General features: G+C 38.9%; 9 protein-coding genes. 2 read left to right on the forward strand and 7 right to left on the reverse strand.

Annotated elements, in window-relative coordinates:
- Positions 1-140: 140 nt before the first annotated feature.
- The 7 genes from ABD792_RS15080 to ABD792_RS15110 all read right to left on the reverse strand — a co-directional run bounded on the left by ABD792_RS15080 (position 141) and on the right by ABD792_RS15110 (position 12,923).
- Complete coding sequence (locus ABD792_RS15080) at positions 141-1,025, reverse strand: carbohydrate kinase family protein (RefSeq protein ID WP_345007126.1); 885 nt, start codon at positions 1,023-1,025, stop codon at positions 141-143.
- 172 nt (positions 1,026-1,197) lie between these two features.
- Positions 1,198-2,511: a saccharopine dehydrogenase C-terminal domain-containing protein gene (locus ABD792_RS15085; protein WP_345007128.1), complete on the reverse strand. Its 1,314-nt coding sequence runs from the start codon at positions 2,509-2,511 to the stop codon at positions 1,198-1,200.
- 150 nt (positions 2,512-2,661) lie between these two features.
- Positions 2,662-5,973 carry a VCBS repeat-containing protein gene (locus tag ABD792_RS15090; RefSeq protein ID WP_345007129.1) on the reverse strand — a complete coding sequence of 1,104 codons (3,312 nt, stop codon included), beginning with the start codon at positions 5,971-5,973 and terminating at the stop codon, positions 2,662-2,664.
- A gap of 101 nt (positions 5,974-6,074) precedes the next feature.
- The gene (locus ABD792_RS15095; RefSeq protein ID WP_345007130.1) at positions 6,075-7,595 is read right to left on the reverse strand and encodes a RagB/SusD family nutrient uptake outer membrane protein; all 1,521 of its coding nucleotides are present in this window, start codon (positions 7,593-7,595) and stop codon (positions 6,075-6,077) included.
- A gap of 27 nt (positions 7,596-7,622) precedes the next feature.
- Positions 7,623-10,988 (reverse strand): SusC/RagA family TonB-linked outer membrane protein, encoded by a 3,366-nt coding sequence (locus ABD792_RS15100; protein WP_345007131.1) that lies wholly within the window; start codon positions 10,986-10,988, stop codon positions 7,623-7,625.
- 86 nt (positions 10,989-11,074) lie between these two features.
- Positions 11,075-12,211: a FecR family protein gene (locus ABD792_RS15105; protein WP_345007132.1), complete on the reverse strand. Its 1,137-nt coding sequence runs from the start codon at positions 12,209-12,211 to the stop codon at positions 11,075-11,077.
- A gap of 127 nt (positions 12,212-12,338) precedes the next feature.
- The gene (locus ABD792_RS15110) at positions 12,339-12,923 is read right to left on the reverse strand and encodes an RNA polymerase sigma-70 factor (protein WP_345007133.1); all 585 of its coding nucleotides are present in this window, start codon (positions 12,921-12,923) and stop codon (positions 12,339-12,341) included.
- Between the two features lie 231 nt (positions 12,924-13,154).
- On the opposite strand from ABD792_RS15110, the gene ABD792_RS15115 reads away from it, so the two are divergent.
- Both ABD792_RS15115 and ABD792_RS15120 read left to right on the forward strand, forming a co-directional pair.
- Complete coding sequence (locus tag ABD792_RS15115) at positions 13,155-15,185, forward strand: MGH1-like glycoside hydrolase domain-containing protein (protein WP_345007134.1); 2,031 nt, start codon at positions 13,155-13,157, stop codon at positions 15,183-15,185.
- Positions 15,182-18,211: an aminotransferase class III-fold pyridoxal phosphate-dependent enzyme gene (locus ABD792_RS15120; protein WP_345007135.1), complete on the forward strand. Its 3,030-nt coding sequence runs from the start codon at positions 15,182-15,184 to the stop codon at positions 18,209-18,211. Before ABD792_RS15115 ends, ABD792_RS15120 begins: the two co-directional genes overlap by 4 nt.
- Positions 18,212-18,253: the final 42 nt, after the last annotated feature.

Genomic DNA, 18,253 nt, shown 5'->3' on the forward strand with positions numbered 1-18,253 from the left:
AGAAAACTTAGACTTGGGAAAGATAATTATTATCTAAATCAATTCCCTAATTTTTTAAATGAAATTGCCCTGCCTCAACTTATTAACTTTTTAAACATTTAACCGCTCCTTATTATAAATCCAGAAAAACTTAAGATCTTTTAATAAGGGGCTATAAATGTTGTAATCTCTGTATCTGACAATTCTGGATTAGCTCCTTCACTCTGAGCTACTAGGGCACCAACAGCACAAGCAAAATCAATTGCTTTTTGAGGGTGTTCTTTATTTAATAGCTGACTTACAAGTGATGCCAAAAAGGAATCTCCGGCCCCTACGGTATCCACAACCTTTATTAAATAGCCGCTATTATAATAGAATTTACCATTGTACAGTAGCACTGCGCCATGCTCCCCTTTGGTAACACAAACATGTTTGGTGTTTGTTCTCTCTGCAATGTACCTTATATTTTGTTCCAAAGAGTTATATCTGGATCCCATATATTTACTTACCTCATAAAGTTCATCATCATTAAACTTTATAAAATCTGCCGCTTCCATTAAGTGGAATAGTACTTCCTTAGTATAGTAGGGCGGTCTTAAATTTAAATCGAAAATTTTATATTTTGCCCGCTTTATAAGTTCATATAACGTATTCTTAGAACTATCGTCCCTTGCAACAAGGCTTCCATAAACAAAGGCATCGGAGCTTTCTACCACTTTTTTATTTATTTCAGTTAATCTAATTTTATCCCAAGCCCTTGGATACTTGATATCGTACGACGCAGATCCTTTTTCGTTAAGCATCACCTTAACCTTTCCGGTCTTAAATTCGTCGTGCACCTGAATGCATCCTGTATTGACGTCTCTATCTTTAAGATACTGCATGATTTTGGTTCCATTCTTATCCCGACCAATAGCGCTAACCATGGTTACATCATGTCCAAACGATTGCAACCTGCTAGCTACATTTAACGGGGCGCCTCCTATTTTCTTATGTGTTGGGAATACATCCCATAACACCTCTCCAAAACACGTTATTCTTGCCATAATGTTTTCCCTAAATTTTGCATTTGTATCAAGAACACATATAAAAATGTTATTGTACGATTATCTTCGTTTGAGTTCTCAATATTATAAATCAAGTTTATTTCTATAAAATTTACACAAACAATTTTAAGACAGCTAATAAAGGTAATGGATTTATAAAGAACAAATACATTTACATAGGCTCCTTACTTTCTGTCATGGTAATTCCATAGGTTTCCAATGCGATTAAAACAGGTTGATAAATAGCTTTTTGAATGGGTATATGCACACCTGTTTCGCTAATAGTTCCGTCAAGGATCATTTTAACTGCTATAGCTGCCGGTAAAGCAACAGTTCTGGCTATAGCGGTATACGATTGGTTTCCATAATCCAGCATCCTTGCCACAATGGTTTCGCGGCTACCATCGGCATTTGTTATATTAAATATATGTTGCATAATGACCATATCCCTTTCTGTGGCATCCATCATCATTTTTTCTATCATGAGATCGGATACCAAATCGAATGTAGAACCACTTTCCAGAGGTACGGGTATCTCGTCCAATACACCTAACCATTTAATAGCTTTTAAACCTGCATGCTCTGCATCGATACCGAATTTATTCTTTATTTCGTTTTCAAGACCTTCCCTGTTAAACCCGTTTTGTTCGGCGGTCACTTGTGCATAGGTTTTTCCTTTTAGTTCCAATACGTCGTAACTGGTTAACGAAAGTGCCTTTAACAAATCCAGTCCTGCACACCAATTCTTATAGCGAAACGTCCCCCTGTACATTGTACTAACCTCAGGGATACCGTAAACGTCAATATAGGATAGTGAATCGCGATTAGGATACACATGCATTTCTTCAACTTCAGGGAAATCAATTACTAGTGGATCTTTAAATAGATCTGATGTATCTATATGAACAATTTTACCATCTTTAAGATACTTTGCGTTATTATTACTTGCCATAACAACGCCTTTTGGCGACCATGAAAATTTATATCGAAAGGGATTGTTAGACGCTTCTGGAGCGCAAAGCGCCCCGCACAACGAATAAAACGCATCCACTTTTCCTCCCTCGGCATGCACCTCGTCTATAATTTTCATTGCCGTCATGTGGTCATAACCGGGATCAACACCTATTTCATTCAGGATCAGAATACCGGCTTCTTTTGCCTCTGCATCCAACGCTTTCATCTTGGGAGACACATAAGAGGTCGTCAACATATTCTTTTTGTGAGCGATACATTTTTTTGCAATAGTTACATGATGGGTATAGGGTAATAAACTCACAATTAGATCATGCGCTTCAATTAACGTATCCAGAACATCTAATTGATCCACCGTCCATGTAACCGCCTTACCTTGACTATAGCCTTCCAACACCTTTTCTGCCTTTGCTTTAGTCCTGCTTGCCAGGGTTACCTGTATATTGTTATCTAATAAATAATGTGCTATTGGCTTGACAACCATTCCCGCACCCAAAATCAAAACGTTTTTCATTTAGTAATTTTTTATTGTTTTTTGGTTAGATGTAATTATTCACATCTTATTTAGTGTTTTGAGAGATTATAGAGTAGTTCGTTGTCCCGATCGGGAATAACTTTTTGGAGTATAAAACCAAAGGATATCAGCTTATTTAATTTAGAACAATCAATCGTTGCTTTCAATAACCTGTAAAGATTTATTGTTTCTTGCTAAGATTACCTTCTCTTTCGAAACCCCTTTTACGGGTTGTATTACATTGACCTGTCCGTCAATTAAAATACCACTTTCCAAAGCAGGAATAGCAGTAAAACCAAACTGTCCGTTATTTTTTAATAAGTGACCGAAACTGGCATCATTACGAGGAGTTTCTACCTCCGAATGATACAAATTACCCACAACAACAATGTCCTTAAGTGAATCGCCATCGACATCTTTTATATACATATCATTTATTGATGAGATCTGTACCTGGTTTGGTAAATTTCTTGTCTTAAAACGCCCGTTTCCTAAATTTTCCAAACACACTGAAGCAAAGGCAAAGGCCTTTAAATGCAGTGCATCCTCCAAATGCTTATCGCCATAGACTTCAATAAGTCTGGCACTTCCAAAGCTATCGTAGGTTGGGAATTTCTCTTTTATAAAGGGCATTTGATTGGATGAGCATTCGCGTCCCCGCAAAGGAAATAAGTCCCCTTGATTGTAATACCCTAATACGATGTCGTTTGTTCCATTGGCATCAAAATCTTTTGAAAATACTTCAAACGGCGCCTCTGGACTGGCCTTGTATTTGTAATTCAATCCCAGGTTACCCACTACAAAGTCCATATCGCCATCGTTATCCAGATCTGCTTCTTTGATGCAGTTCCACCATCCGTTTGTGTTAGCAAATACGTCTTTTTGAATCCTGAAAGTACCTGACTGTTGTTTAAAAACAGTTATTGGCATCCATTCTCCAACCACAACAAGCTCTTTTTGTGCATCGTTATCGAAGTCGACCCAAACCGCATCGGTAACCAAGCCTAAATATTCCACTTCGGGAATGACCTCCCGGGTCACATCTTTGAAGTGCCCGGCATTGTTTTGCAAGAGGTAACTTTTTCCAGGGTACGGATATTTTTGGGGTAGCAACCTGCTTCCCACAAACAGATCCAAATCGCCATCGCCATCATAATCAAATGGTTTTACACAACTTCCGCTGGACTCTATTTTAGGTAATCTAACATTTTCCTTTTTAAAAACCCCCTTATTATTAATGTACAAACGATCTTGATACATGGCATGTTTTTCCGGCCATTCATTACCACCGCTTACAACATATAAGTCCAAATCGGCATCGTTATCGGCATCAAAAAAAACGGCTGCAATGTCTTCAAAACTGCTATCCTGCTTCCAAATTGCTGTATTAGATATTTCAAACGCCCCATTTTCTTTTTGAATATATAAAGCAGCTGTATGCCCTTTGGCACCTCCAACATAAAAATCTTCCAGTCCATCTTTATTAATATCGCCTACAGCCAGTGCCGGCCCGAACTGCGACATTTTATGGGGCAGTAAACTCTCCTTCTCAAAATCATCATAATCATTTTCTATATGCACGTAATCAACTTTAGAAACTTCCGTAACGTTTTTAAAGTGTGGGGATACTATTTTTTCATCCCGATATGACTTATCTGTTGCATCCTGATAGTTCAGGGACATTATATGATTGGCTTTTACATGATCTAAAACCTGGGTTTTACCATCTGTCCAAGTAACCATTACGGTGTCAACCTGTTCTACATCCCCCAGTCCAAAGTGAACCCAGGGCTGCACTGCGGACTGATATCCCCGTGTCACATAATTTTCGATAACCTGTTGTTTTCCTTCAAAACGTATTTCTACCCTTGCACCAATACCATACGGGTTTTTAGCCGATCCGTTTAACTTAAACTGGAGGTAATTTTTGTTTGAATTATTTCTTAGCACGGTGGCTGCCTCATCAATATTATTGATTACCAGATCCAGGTCACCATCATTATCCAGATCGGCATAGGCAGCGCCATTGGAGAACGTTGCATCGGTCACTCCCCATGCTTCGCTTTTTTTTGTAAACGTGAGCTCTCCTTTATTTTTAAAAAAATAGTTCTTAGTCTTTCTTTGGGGTGTTTTCTTTACTAGTTCTTCTATAACAACCGCCAATTTCTCTCCATTTTTATGCGCTTGCTCCAAACGCTTCAGCTTATATTTTCTGAAATCGTTGTTTCTAAAATCGCGCTTAAGACCATTACTAACAAACAGATCCTTGAATCCATCATTATCAAAGTCGGCAAAAAGAGGCGCCCAGCTCCAATCGGTATTGGAAACACCCGCCATTTGTGCCACATCACTAAACTTTTCTTGTCCAGCATTTAACTGAAGGGTATTATACATATACTGGTAATGAAACCCATTGTTGACGGCATGATTAAACACCTTTGGATTCATACCACTCATACTTGTTTTAATTCCATAATTATCTTCGGCCACCATATCCAGGGTCATCACATCCAGCATACCATCATTATTAATATCAGCTATATCGGTTCCCATTGAAAAATTAGAAACGTGTCCTACCGAGGTCTTTAACGACTCTTTAAATGTACCATCACCATTATTGTAATACAGATAATCCTGTTCTATATAATCATTTGCCACATAAATATCCGGCCAACCATCTTGATTTAAATCACCAATAGAAACTCCCAACCCAAAACCCAAAGCATTTTCTATAATACCTGCTTGTTTGGAAATATCGATAAACTTCCCGTTATCATTACGGTATAGTTTATCTCCAACCATGTCATCTTCCCGCATTTTATAATCTTCAGGGTTATTTGTGCTTACTGGGCTTACATTATGATTTAACAGAAACATATCCAGATCGCCATCTTTATCAAAATCAAAAAAAGCGGCCTGCGTACTATATCCTGAAAAATTCAAACCATAATCTTTAGCTGCTTCGGTAAAGGAGGCATTCTTGTTATTAATAAACAGTTCGTTTTGTCGGTTCTCTGCTTTTCCTTTCCCCGATTTGCATACGTAAATATCCAACCATCCATCGGCATTTATATCTACCATAGTTACTCCCGTAGTCCAGCCAAAGCTTCCCTTTACCTTAGCCTTTTCGGTGACATCTTCAAACTTAAAACGCCCTTTATTCAGGTATAGCCTGTTCTCCTTTAAGTTTGATGTAAAATAAACATCCTGTAAGCCATCGTTATTGATATCACCAATGGCCACTCCTCCTCCATTATAAAAATACTCATAGACCATGCTATTCATCACACTACTTTCTGGTATCTCATTCACAAAATCGATACCAGTTTGCAATGCAGACAACTGAGTAAACAAAGTTTCTGATACTGGAGCTGTAGCATTCGGTTTCATGACAACATTATCGCGACATGACAGCATCATTATACTGATTATACAAACTTGAAGGTATTGAACAAAGGTCATAACTGAACACATTTAAAAAGAAGCAGAAATCACCTAAAGACGTTTTTCATCTTTAGGTGATCCACTTAAAAAAACTAATCAAATATTACTATTAAAGTAACTTACCAACCTGTATTTTGTTCCAGATTAGCATTTATATTAATTTCCTGCAACGGAATTGGAAACACAATGTGTTTCTCCTGAAAATTCTCTGCAAACGGTTTATTATGATCTTCTAAAGTGGTTTTTATAGACTCGGTAGCAGTACTGCCTCGTTGCCATCTGTACAGGTCAAACCAACGTATACCAAATTCCATAGCCAGTTCCACAGGGCGCTCGTGGTGTCTAATCTGTGTTCTCAATGCTTCTTTAGTCATACTTCCCAAAGGAACGGCTCCTCCCCTAGCTCTAACCAAATTAACCTGATCGATCGCCAACATGGTTTTATCGTTCTCATTCAATGCTTCGGCATACATGAGCAATACATCGGCATAGCGAATTACGGAAATGTTGGTTCCATTATAAAAATTCTCATCGGCGTTCCATGAATATTTCTTAAAGTATTTAGGGTGATTTAAGGCATCTGCCACATCGCTGTATGACTGATTCTCACCAGCATCCATGTTGTACATTTCAGAATTAGGATCGTCGAAGAAAATACTTTCGTAAACACGCTCACTAGGATCTCCGGAAGCATCTACATCTGTTTTCATTTCATCTACCAGCCATTGTGACGGATAAAACAACTCCCATCCACCAAAGGCATACGGTGACACCTGAAAGTTAAACACTTGACGCTCATCATTCCCATTGGATCTGTCTCCTGAAAATTGAATTTCGAAAATACTTTCCAATCCATTTTCGGCATTCCCGTTAAAGTTATCGGCATAGTTTGGAAGTAATTCATACCCCATTCCTGTTACTTCGGCCAGCTTCGTTTCTGCCGGTCCCCATTTTTCCTGGAACAAATAGACTTTACCGAGCAAAGCTTTGGCAGCTCCTTTGGTAGCTCTTCCTTTCCACTCGGATGCATACTCCATCGGCAAATCGGTCTCTGATTCAGACAGGTCTGTTTCAATCTGTCCCCACACGGCCGAAGCAGCAGCTTGCTGCGGGAATAAATTATCCAGTTCGCCGCTGAATGTTGTAACAAGTGGTACATTTTCAAAACCAGTTACCAACCAGAAATAGTAATAGGCTCTCAAAAACTTGGCTTCTGCAACCAATCCTTTTTTAGTAGCTTCCGAAAGGGCTTCCATTTCCGGCACTTTCTGCAATATTTGATTGGCTCTGCCTATACCAGCATAGCAGGCTTTCCAAATATTAAAAGGTCCGCTTTCTTCTGTTGTATTAGAAAAACTGGCCAGAGAGCGTCCATAGGTTTCTGCCGTATTGTTCGTTACATCATCTCCCCGGTATGCCATAGAGGTATACATCTCTTCAAAAAAGGTCCACTTACTTCCATCGGCGCCCTGCATTGCAGCATAGGCGGCTGTCAAGGCCTGCAAAGCGTGGTCTTCAGTTTGCCAAAAACTTTCTTCTGTTAATACCTCTTTATTTTCGACATCAATAAAGTTATCACTACATGAATTTGCAAACCCAAAAAATAGAATCGCGAGTATTATATAATTGATTTTTTTCATCTTATTATTTTTTAAATTAATGCTTAATTACATAGATAGATTAACACCAAAAATGAATGATTTGGTTAACGGGTAAAACCCTCTATCTACCCCTCTTGTAAATGTACCTCCATTACCAAGTCCCGGATCGAACCCTGAATAGTTGGTAATTGTAAACAAGTTATTGGCTGTAATATAAACTCTGGCTCTTGAAAGTTTCACTTTAGATGTGACACCTTCCGGTATTGTATATCCGATCTGGATATTCTTTAGCCTCAAATAAGAGCCATCCTCTAAAAAGTAGCTTGATGGACGAATATTATTATTAGGATCTCCAAAAACATTTCTTGGAATAGTACTTCCGGAATTTTCAGGTGTCCAGGCATTTAACAGGTCGGAAGACATATTATTACGATCGGTTCTGTACAACCACATCCTCACACCGTTATAAATTTCATTCCCCTGCGTTCCCTGGAAAAACACACTGACGTCAAAGTTTTTATACCTGGCATTAAATGTGATTCCGTATTCAAAATCGGGCAATCCGCTTCCCATATACTTTTTGTCATCATCTCCTAAAACACCGTCGCCATTTATATCCACAAATCTTATGTCGCCCGGAGCGGCATCGGGTTGGATACCATGCGCATCGACCTCCGCCTGACTTTGAAAAATGCCATCAGCCTGAAATAAATAAAAACGACCTATTTCGCCTCCTACTTCGGTACGCGTAGTCGGGAAGTTATTAAACTCTATAAAACCATCTGTAAACGATTCGTCCGCAATACCTAGTTTGGTCACTTTATTTTTAGAGTGGCTTATGTTGGCACTGATATCGAATGTAAATTCTTTATCCTGATTACTACTGTACGAGGCTGACAGCCCCCAACCTTGATTTTCAAGATTCCCACCATTGGTTAATGGAAATGAGGTGATTCCAGAGCTTGCTGGAATAGGCACAGACACCAGCATATCGGTTGTTTTGGACATGAAGTAATCAAAGGTGGCTTTAATACGGTTATCAAGCATCCCTAAATCCACACCAATATTGGTGGTCGCTGTTTCTTCCCACTGAATATCCGGTGTTGGTAATGAATTGGCTATAGCACCTACCAACACATTTTGACTTACACCTTCTCCAAACGGATAATTTAACTGTTGTCCTCCGGAACCAATGCGGGCTAAAAATAAATGTTCTCCGATAAGCTGATTCCCTAACGTACCATAACTAAATCTCGGTTTTAACTGACTTACTAAACCTGAATTAAAGAAATTCTCATTATGTAAAGCCCAACCCAACGACAATGAATAGAATGTCCCATACTTATTATCGGCACCAAAACGAGAGGAACCATCGCGTCTTACACTTGTTTGGATATAATACCGGTTATTGTAATCGTAATTTAAACGTCCAAAATACGACTGTAAGGTATTGGTTGAATTAAACCCAAAAGCCGACTCGTCACCAATACCGGCGCTAAGCGCCAACAACTGGTCTGATGCCAGTGTATTATTGGATCCACCTACCGATCTGAATTCACTCTTTTCTCGAGACACGCCCAACAAAATATCCAAATCATGATTCCCAAAGGCCTTGCGATAGTTCAAAGTATTGTTCAACGTCCAATCGTTGGTTCTTGATCTTGTTTCTGTTAAATACGGGTCTTCGTTAGTTGACTGAGGACCAAAATTATAGGTTGGCAAGAAAAATGAAAAATGCGTATTCTCCACGTTGGCACCGTATTGGAATTGATAAGTTAAACCGTCCATTATCTCCAAAGTAGTTGACAAATTAAACTGCAAGTAATCATCCTGATTGGTACGATCTGTCAATTCACCAACCCCTATAGGGTTTTCAGACCCCAATCCATCTGCCGGTGTGGCAAACCCATTTACTGAATTAGGATCGTAAATGGATTTATGGGGTAATTGCGAATAAATACTTAAAAACGGTGAAAAACTGGCATTTCCTCCTCCAATAGGTTCAAAAATATCACGTTTATTTTCCCTGGTGTAACCAATTCCGGGAGATACTTTTAGTTTACCGTCTAAAAGTTTAAAATCCATATTCAAGCGCGTGTTTAGTCTATCGAAACCAGTATTTATAACGGTTCCTGTATTCTCAAAATAACCCCCAGAAAAATTATAGGTCATTTTGTCGGAACCTCCAGATATACCTATGTCATGTTTTTGCTCGAAAGCATTATTTAAGTAAGCACCAACCCAATCAGAATCCGCATATGCCATCCCATTGGTTAAATATGGGGCTGGAGTCACACCTGCATTGCTATAAGCTTCCAGTTTTATCTGATCATGCTGACTTCTATTAGCAACAGATAGATTATTTGTAATGGCATGTGTGCTTATATAAGAGTTGACAGTTACTTTGGGATCGCCTTTTGTTCCGCGCTTGGTTGTTACAATAACAACCCCATTGGAAGCCCTGGATCCATAAATTGTGGCTGCTGATGCATCTTTTAAAATACTGATGTTTGCGATATCGGCAGGATTCACATACGACAAGTCTCCGGGAATACCATCGATTACGAATAACGGATTGTTATTTCCAATAGTTCCCAAACCTCTAACGCGAATTACCGGATCACTCCCAGGAGCTCCGGAAGCCACGGCTACATTGACTCCCGCTACCTGACCTTGTAAGGATGTAGCAATATCGGCAGTAGGTATTTTTTGAATTTCTGATACGTCTACGGATGTAATGGCGGCTGTTACTTCTTCTCTTTTTTGGGTACCATATCCAACCAATACCACTTCGGCTAAACTCTGAGCATCTTCCTCCAGAACAACATCAATTTTAGTTTGGTTACCTACAGGCACCTCTTTAGTAACGAAGCCCAAAAACCTAAAAACCAAAACCACCTGAGTACCGGAAACCTCAATAGAATAGTTACCGTCAAAATCTGTTTGGGTTCCTTTTGTTTCATCGCCTTTTACGGTTACCGTAGCGCCCGGTAACGGATTTCCATAGGTATCGGAAACCAAACCAGTTACAGTAACTTGCTGTATTTGCCCGATCGGCGTAGCTTCTTTTTTATTCAAAAGAATGGAGCCATCTTCGGAGAATCTGTATTCAAAATCACCAAAAGACAGGCTTTTTCTCAGTAAATCGCCTGCATCAATCTTCCCCTTCTTCACACGCACTTTTGGTGCATTAACAAATAAGTCCGATCTATAAATAAAGGGATGGTCGGTTTGTTCCTTTATAAGATCGAATACTTCTTCTACTGTGAGTTCTGCATCGGCTTTAATAATTATTTTTGTGTTTTGGGAAAATCCGTTATTGGATCCCAATCCAAAGGTCGCCATACAGCATAAAAAAATAAAAGCTCTCATAACCGTAATTAAAAGTTTTTTTCTATACCCTATAGGTACCTCAATAAATTTAGTTTTCATAAATTTGTTAGTATTAGTTAGAAATAATTAATAATCCTTGGGGATGAAGTTCTAAATTGTCCAGATCTAAACTTCATTCCCTTTTTTTACTTGACTTTGACTGTTTTTCCTTTAGTTTCAAATTTTACTTCATGTGTGTTTTCTATAATTTTTAAAATGTTCTCTATATGTTGCTTTTTATTGAATACGCCGTTGAACTTAATATCTCCCGCAGCCTCATTTTCCATAAAGACTTCTATATCATACCAACGCGAAAGCACTAGCATTATCTCCTTTAAAGGTTTATCCTTAAAGCTAAAAAAGCCATCTTTCCAGGATATCACATCGGATACATTCACTTCTGAAATATCGATTTGATCGGTTCCAATATGCAATCTTGATTGTTGCCCCGGCACCAATTGTTCCGAAACGTCAGCACTCGTAACCAACACCTTACCTTCAACCAGCGTTGTCGCTATAACAGGATCTTCCCTGTAAGCCTTAACATTAAACTCTGTTCCCAGGACATCGATATCCTGCTCATGGGTATTAACTATAAAATGGGTATTATTATGTTCAAGACTGGGAGACACATCAAAATAGGCTTCACCATAAACCAACTCCACGTGTCTTGGTTTATTGCTAGCAAATGTAACCGGATATCTTAACTGCGAATCCGAATTCAACCAGACCTTAGTACCATCGGAAAGGGTTATAAAAAACTGTCCCCCTCGCGGTATTGTTAACACATTATAAGCAACTGGTTTATCTACTTCGGCACTTTTAGGTGTCGTATTATAAACAATGTGTTCGCCATTACTGGTAAGGTTTTCTCCCTTAAAAGAAGCACCTTTTTCGAGTACAATATGCGATCCGTCTTCTAAGGTCAGGGTTGCTTTATCCGTACCGATTTCAATGGCATTTGTTTCTACAACTTCCGGGGTAACCTCAACTGGATGTTCTGGCTTTTGAACAAAAACAAAAATCCCTAAAAGTAAAACTGCCGCAATAGCTGCTGCATATTTCCAATATCCCGCCTTATTTGACTTCGGGGCAATCTTAGAAGAAACTTCACCCCACCCTTTTTGAATATCCACTGTATCAGGAGCTGTCAAATAGTGCTCCTGCACCTTATAAAAGTATTCTCTATGCGTTTCACTTTCAGAAAACCATGCATCAAAAATTAAGGTTTCTTCTTCTGTGAGCGTTTTATTTATTTTCTTTAGGATGAGTTTAAACTCCATAATATCAATCCAATTTAACCGACCGTATATCAATACGACAACAGATAAACAAAATGGGTGACAAAAAAATTTAAAAAAAATAATTTTAATTAGAAAAAAATGTCAATTCAATAAAAAAGAAGCCCTATTATTGACTAGACAGCAACAAAACAACAACTGACACTAAAGAATGTGTAATCTTCTCTTTGGCTCTTTTAAGTTGTGTTTTAACCGTATTGACAGATACTCCGGTTTCGTCTGCTATTTCAGCATATTTATAGTTATCTATAAATCGTAGCTTTACAATCTGTTTCATTTTACCTGGTAAGGTTTCAATAATTTTAAGAACCTGATTGTAAATTATTGATTTGTCTTCCGCCGAAAAACCTTCCAGATCATAGGCTTCATCAAGTATAGTACCCATAGCCAGTACATTTGCATGATCTGTTATTTTGATGGATTTCAAATGGTTTAAACACTTATTTCTAACCATTACAAACAGATATCCTTTTAGTGAAGACTCGATATTGATAGATTCAGATCTTTCCCAGAGATATACAAAAATATCCTGAACGATGTCCTCACTATTTCCTTTATCGAAAAGATACCCCATAGCATAACTTACCATATCCTGGTAGAGCTCATCGAAAAGCTTTTTGAAGACAAAACGATTTTTCTTTTGTATTTCCTGTAAAACAGAATTAGAATCCAAAATATTCAAATAATGTATCAAAGTTAACTAAAAGTTAAGAATAATATTAATGATAAAAATTCAGAATTCCATCATATCAAAATCCCTTATTTAAAAAAGTAAAAAAAAATTTGTACATTGCCCCCGTCCAAATACGAAGCAACTCCTTTTTCCTTTAGTTGCAATTTTACTTCACTTTTTATCAAAGAGAGATGCTTATTTCATTAAATAAGGTACCTCAAATTGTTATCGAGATTTAATCCCATTTTGATCATGGACAACAAATGCATACTTGTAATTATATTATTTTTAGGTTTATTAAACTGCTCTAAATCTAACCACCAAAACAACAAACCTCATCCGCTTGAATATCTTGCAACGTCAAATCATATTTTAAATTATCGGATTTCTCCAAAACACGCACAGGACAGATCCGGATTGATGTTCTCCGACCAGGGCGCATGGTTTGCTTATAGTTTGCATGACAGCACCTCTAATTCCTGTGGGTTCTCCGGGCCTTTCTTAATGACTCAGGATAACGGCACATGGCTTACCCCTAGCTTATCACAACTCCATCTTAGTTACGGACCTGACAACAACGCTATAGTCGATTGGAAAAACAACCTGGTAAGTCAAAACAGCTACGCCAGTCATTTGGAACAGACCTATGAGGACAAAACCTTAAGGGTTGAACAGCAATTGGTTTTTCTATCCGGACACACCGTATTACAACAAACCATCATTACAAATCTATCCGATAGCCCTGTTAATGTGAATTCTGGCTTTACGGGAGATTTATATAACACAGGCATTCATCTAACACTTGAAAATGATCACATTAAGTTGCAGTCAACAAAAAGTAAGGCTATGGGTTATATAATGTTCGTAAATGAATTAAACGCTGTTTTTGCTAAAGACAGCGTTTCTTATCAGACAAACAACCAGACTTATATGCTAAGTCCCAGAGCATCTAAAAAAACGGTGGTATCACATACCTTTATCTTTCCTGAATATAACTGGGAAAAAGAAAAAAGACGCATTACATCAATCAATTTTGATTCCGTTTTAAATGCCCGAAAGTCGGAAAAGAACGCACAACTAAGTCAACTGATAAAAAACAGAAAAGCCCTATTTAAAGATAGCGTTTATACAAAAGCCTTGACCAAAGCCTATATTACATTGCAGAACAATTGGCGCATTCCTGCTGGTGAATTAAAACATGCCGGACTATTCCCTAGTTATCATTATGAATGGTTTAATGGCTTCTGGTCCTGGGACAGTTGGAAACATGCTGTCGGCTTATCCTATTATGATACCCAACTAGCTAAAGACCAAATACGTGCCATGTTTGACTATCAAAAGGAAGATGGTTTTATTGTTGATTGCATTTATAGGGATACCCTTATTGAAAAGCACAATTACAGAGACACCAAACCACCACTGGCAGCTTGGGCTGTGACCCAAATTTTTAAAAGAGATACTGATACAAGCTTTATCAGATCGATGTATCCCAAATTAAAAAAGTACCATACCTGGTGGTATAAAAAGCGGGATCATGACCAAGATAGCTTGTGTGAATATGGTTCTACAGATGGCACATTAATAGCAGCCAAGTGGGAAAGCGGCATGGATAATGCCATTCGGTTCGACAATTCAAGCATTCTAAAAAATACTGAAGATGCATATTCTTTAGATCAGGAAAGCATTGATTTAAATGCCTACCTCTACGCCGAAAAGTTATTTCTCGTAACTTTAGCTGAAGCTATAGGAAATAAAGTGGAGGCAGATCAATTTAAAGCCGATGCCCAAACATTAAAGTTGAAAATCCAGCAGCAGTTTTACGATCCTGAAGACGGTTGGTTTTACGACACCAACCTTAAAGGGACTCAATTTATAAAAGGTGAAGGTAGCGAGGGATGGACTGCTTTATGGGCTCATGCTGCGACACAGGAGCAGGCTAAAGCTGTAAAAAATAAAATGATGGATCCAACGAAGTTTTATACAAAAGTCCCGTTCCAAACTATGAGTGCCGACCATCCCAAGTTCAACCCGTTAAAAGGCTATTGGCGTGGTCCCAATTGGCTGGACCAGGCTTATTTTGGTGTTAAAGGTCTACTTAATTATGGTTTTAAAGCGGAAGCCGATAGTGCTACCATTCAAATTTTAAAAGGCGCTTCCGGTATTATGGAACCCGGTCCGTCTATCAGAGAAAATTACCACCCGATAACAGGGGAAGGTTTAAATGCTGAAAATTTTAGTTGGAGCGCTGCTCATATTATCATGCTATTAACAAACGAACAATGAATTACAATCACATAAAAATAACAGTTCAGCAAGCCGAAAAGATCCTTTTCGAGTGTTTTAATATTAAAGGAAAAGCATCGGAACTTCCGGGAGAAGTCGATTTTAACTTTAGAGTTAAAGTGGATCATGAAGAAGGTTATATCTTAAAAATATCCCGTCCCGAAGCAGATGAAAATTATCTGGATTTCCAGCAACAATTACTGCAACATGTTGCATCTTATGATTCCAGTTTAACAACACCTAAGGTTATTAAAGACAAGCACGGTCACGCCATTTCCAAAATAACAGACACGCTTGGAAATATGCGCCATATACGACTGCTTACCTGGGTGGACGGACGTGTTTGGAGTAGTGTGAACCCTCAATTAGATACCTTGCGTTTTAGTTTGGGTGAAACCTGCGGTGAGCTTACAAAGGCACTTCAGGGATTTGACCATAAAATGGCGCATCGAGATTTTGAATGGGATATTGCTCAGTCGCTCTGGACTAAAGCACATTTGGACGTATTTAATACACATGATAAAAATACGATAATCTACTTCCAACAACTGTTTGAAGCCATTCAGCCTAGCTACTCAAAACTCCGAAAAGCCATAGTGCATAACGATGCTAATGATAATAATGTCATCGTTTCAACCGATTTACTGTCCCCAAAAGTAAAAGCAGCCATTGATTACGGTGATGCCATACACACTCAAATCATCAACGATTTGGCCATTGCCTGCGCCTATACCATTATGCATCATAATGATCCGTTGGAAGCGGCTTTACCCATTGTAAAAGGGTATCACAAAGCGTTCCCACTACAGGAGGAAGAACTGGCCCATTTGTATCAGGCCATAGCCATGCGATTGGTTATTTCGGTAACTAAATCGGCTATCAATAAGATTAAAGAACCGGACAACGAATACCTTTTAATTAGTGAAAAACCTGCCTGGGAACTTCTTAAAAAATGGCAAACCATTAGCTCGGATTTTGCGCATTACAGTTTCAGGCATGCCTGCGGATTTACAGCACATCCAAACGAAAAGGCATTCGAAAAATGGGCTTTAAGACAACACTTTAACCTTTCGGATCTTTTCCCGTCCATACAAAAAACCGGTATTCACCCTATCGATCTAAGCGTCTCCAGTAAATGGATTGGCCACCGGGAAGCGTTCAATGACCTGACCCGCTTTGAGTTTAAGATCAACCAGCTTCAAAATCAATATCCCGAAAAGATCATTGCCGGTGGTTATTTGGAGCCACGTCCTTTATATGACACATCCGAATACGAAAAAACGGGAAATTACGGCAAAGAGTACAGAACCATTCACCTGGGTGTTGATTTCTGGCTACCAGCACACACACCCGTGCATGCCATATTTGACGGCACAGTAGTAACTGCTGTTAACGGTGCTGGTAATAAAGGCTATGGGGGACTAATCATCTTAAAACACGATATTGAAGGGATCACTTTCTTTACCCTGTATGGTCATAACGCAATAGCCAGTATTACGCAGCATAAAGTGGGCGATGTTATTAAAAAAGGGGATAAAATAGCCACATTAGGCTCCTCTGAAGAAAATGGCAATTGGGTGCCACATTTGCATTTTCAGGTATTGCTGTCTATGCTAAATTATGAAACGGACTTTCCTGGCGTGGCCTACCATAGACAAATAGGTATATGGAAAAGTCTGTGTCCCGATCCTAACTTACTCTTTAAATCGAATGCACTTCAAAAGCATACATCTGTGTCAAATGAGGATTTGATTCTCTATCGGAAACAACACCTTGGAAAAAGTTTAAGTCTGCAATACAAAGTGCCTATAAAAATGGTTCGTGGTGATGGAGCTTTTTTAATAGATCAAAACGGCAAACGATACCTAGATACTGTTAACAATGTAGCACATGTTGGACACGAGCATCCTGCCGTGGTTAAGGCTGGACAGGATCAAATGGGCCTGTTAAATACCAATTCGCGCTATTTACACGATAATATCAATACCCTGGCAGAAGAATTATTGGCCACACTTCCTCAGGAGCTCAGTGTACTACATTTTGTGAATTCGGGCAGCGAAGCTAATGAACTGGCTATCCGTATGGTAAAAGCTGCCACGGGGCAAAGTGATATCATTGCTTCCGAGGTGGGCTATCATGGTAATTCCAATATGTGTATTGATATCAGTTCTTATAAATTTGATGGCAAAGGCGGCAGCGGTGCGCCGGAACACACACATATTTTTCCCTTACCCGATGCTTTTAGAGGCAAATACAGGGGAGCAAATGCCGGTGAACACTATGCTCAAGAGGTTCAGAAACAAATCGATACCATTCATAAAAAAGGGCGTGGTGTCGGTGCTTTTATTATCGAACCTATTATAAGCTGTGGCGGGCAAATAGAACTACCTACAGGTTTTCTGGAAAAAGCCTATCAGGCTGTTCGAGAAGTTGGAGGGCTATGTATTTCAGATGAAGTACAGGTGGGATGCGGCAGAGTGGGAAAAACGTTCTGGGGCTTTCAGCTTCATAACGTCATCCCCGATATTGTTACTATTGGCAAACCTTTAGGTAACGGGCATCCCTTAGCTGCTGTAGCCTGTACTCAGGAGGTCGCCAATGCCTTTGCAAATGGCATGGAATACTTCAACACCTTTGGTGGTAACCCCGTATCCTGCGCTATTGGAGCCGAAGTTTTAAGGACGGTAAAGCGCGAAAACCTTCAAAACAATGCCTTAAAAGTCGGTGAATTCTTAAAAGCTGAATTAAAAGAACTGGCCAAACGATTCCCGATTATAGGCGATGTTCGCGGTCAGGGCCTCTTTTTGGGCATTGAATTGGTCGACCAACACATGAATCCGTTACCAGACCATACCGATTATCTTGCCAACCGCATGAAAGACCATGGCATTTTAATGAGTACCGATGGTCCCGATTACAATGTGTTAAAGATAAAACCGCCTATTATTTTCAGTAAAGCACAAGCCAAAGAATTGATATTCTACTTAAGCAAAATTTTTAACGAAGATTTTATGAACTCTTTTTAATTGTAAGCATATGACCTCTAAATATATCCTGTTAAGCATTTT

Origin of the sequence: Snuella lapsa (assembly GCF_039539345.1) — a bacterium.
Taxonomy (GTDB): Bacteria; Bacteroidota; Bacteroidia; order Flavobacteriales; family Flavobacteriaceae; genus Snuella; species Snuella lapsa.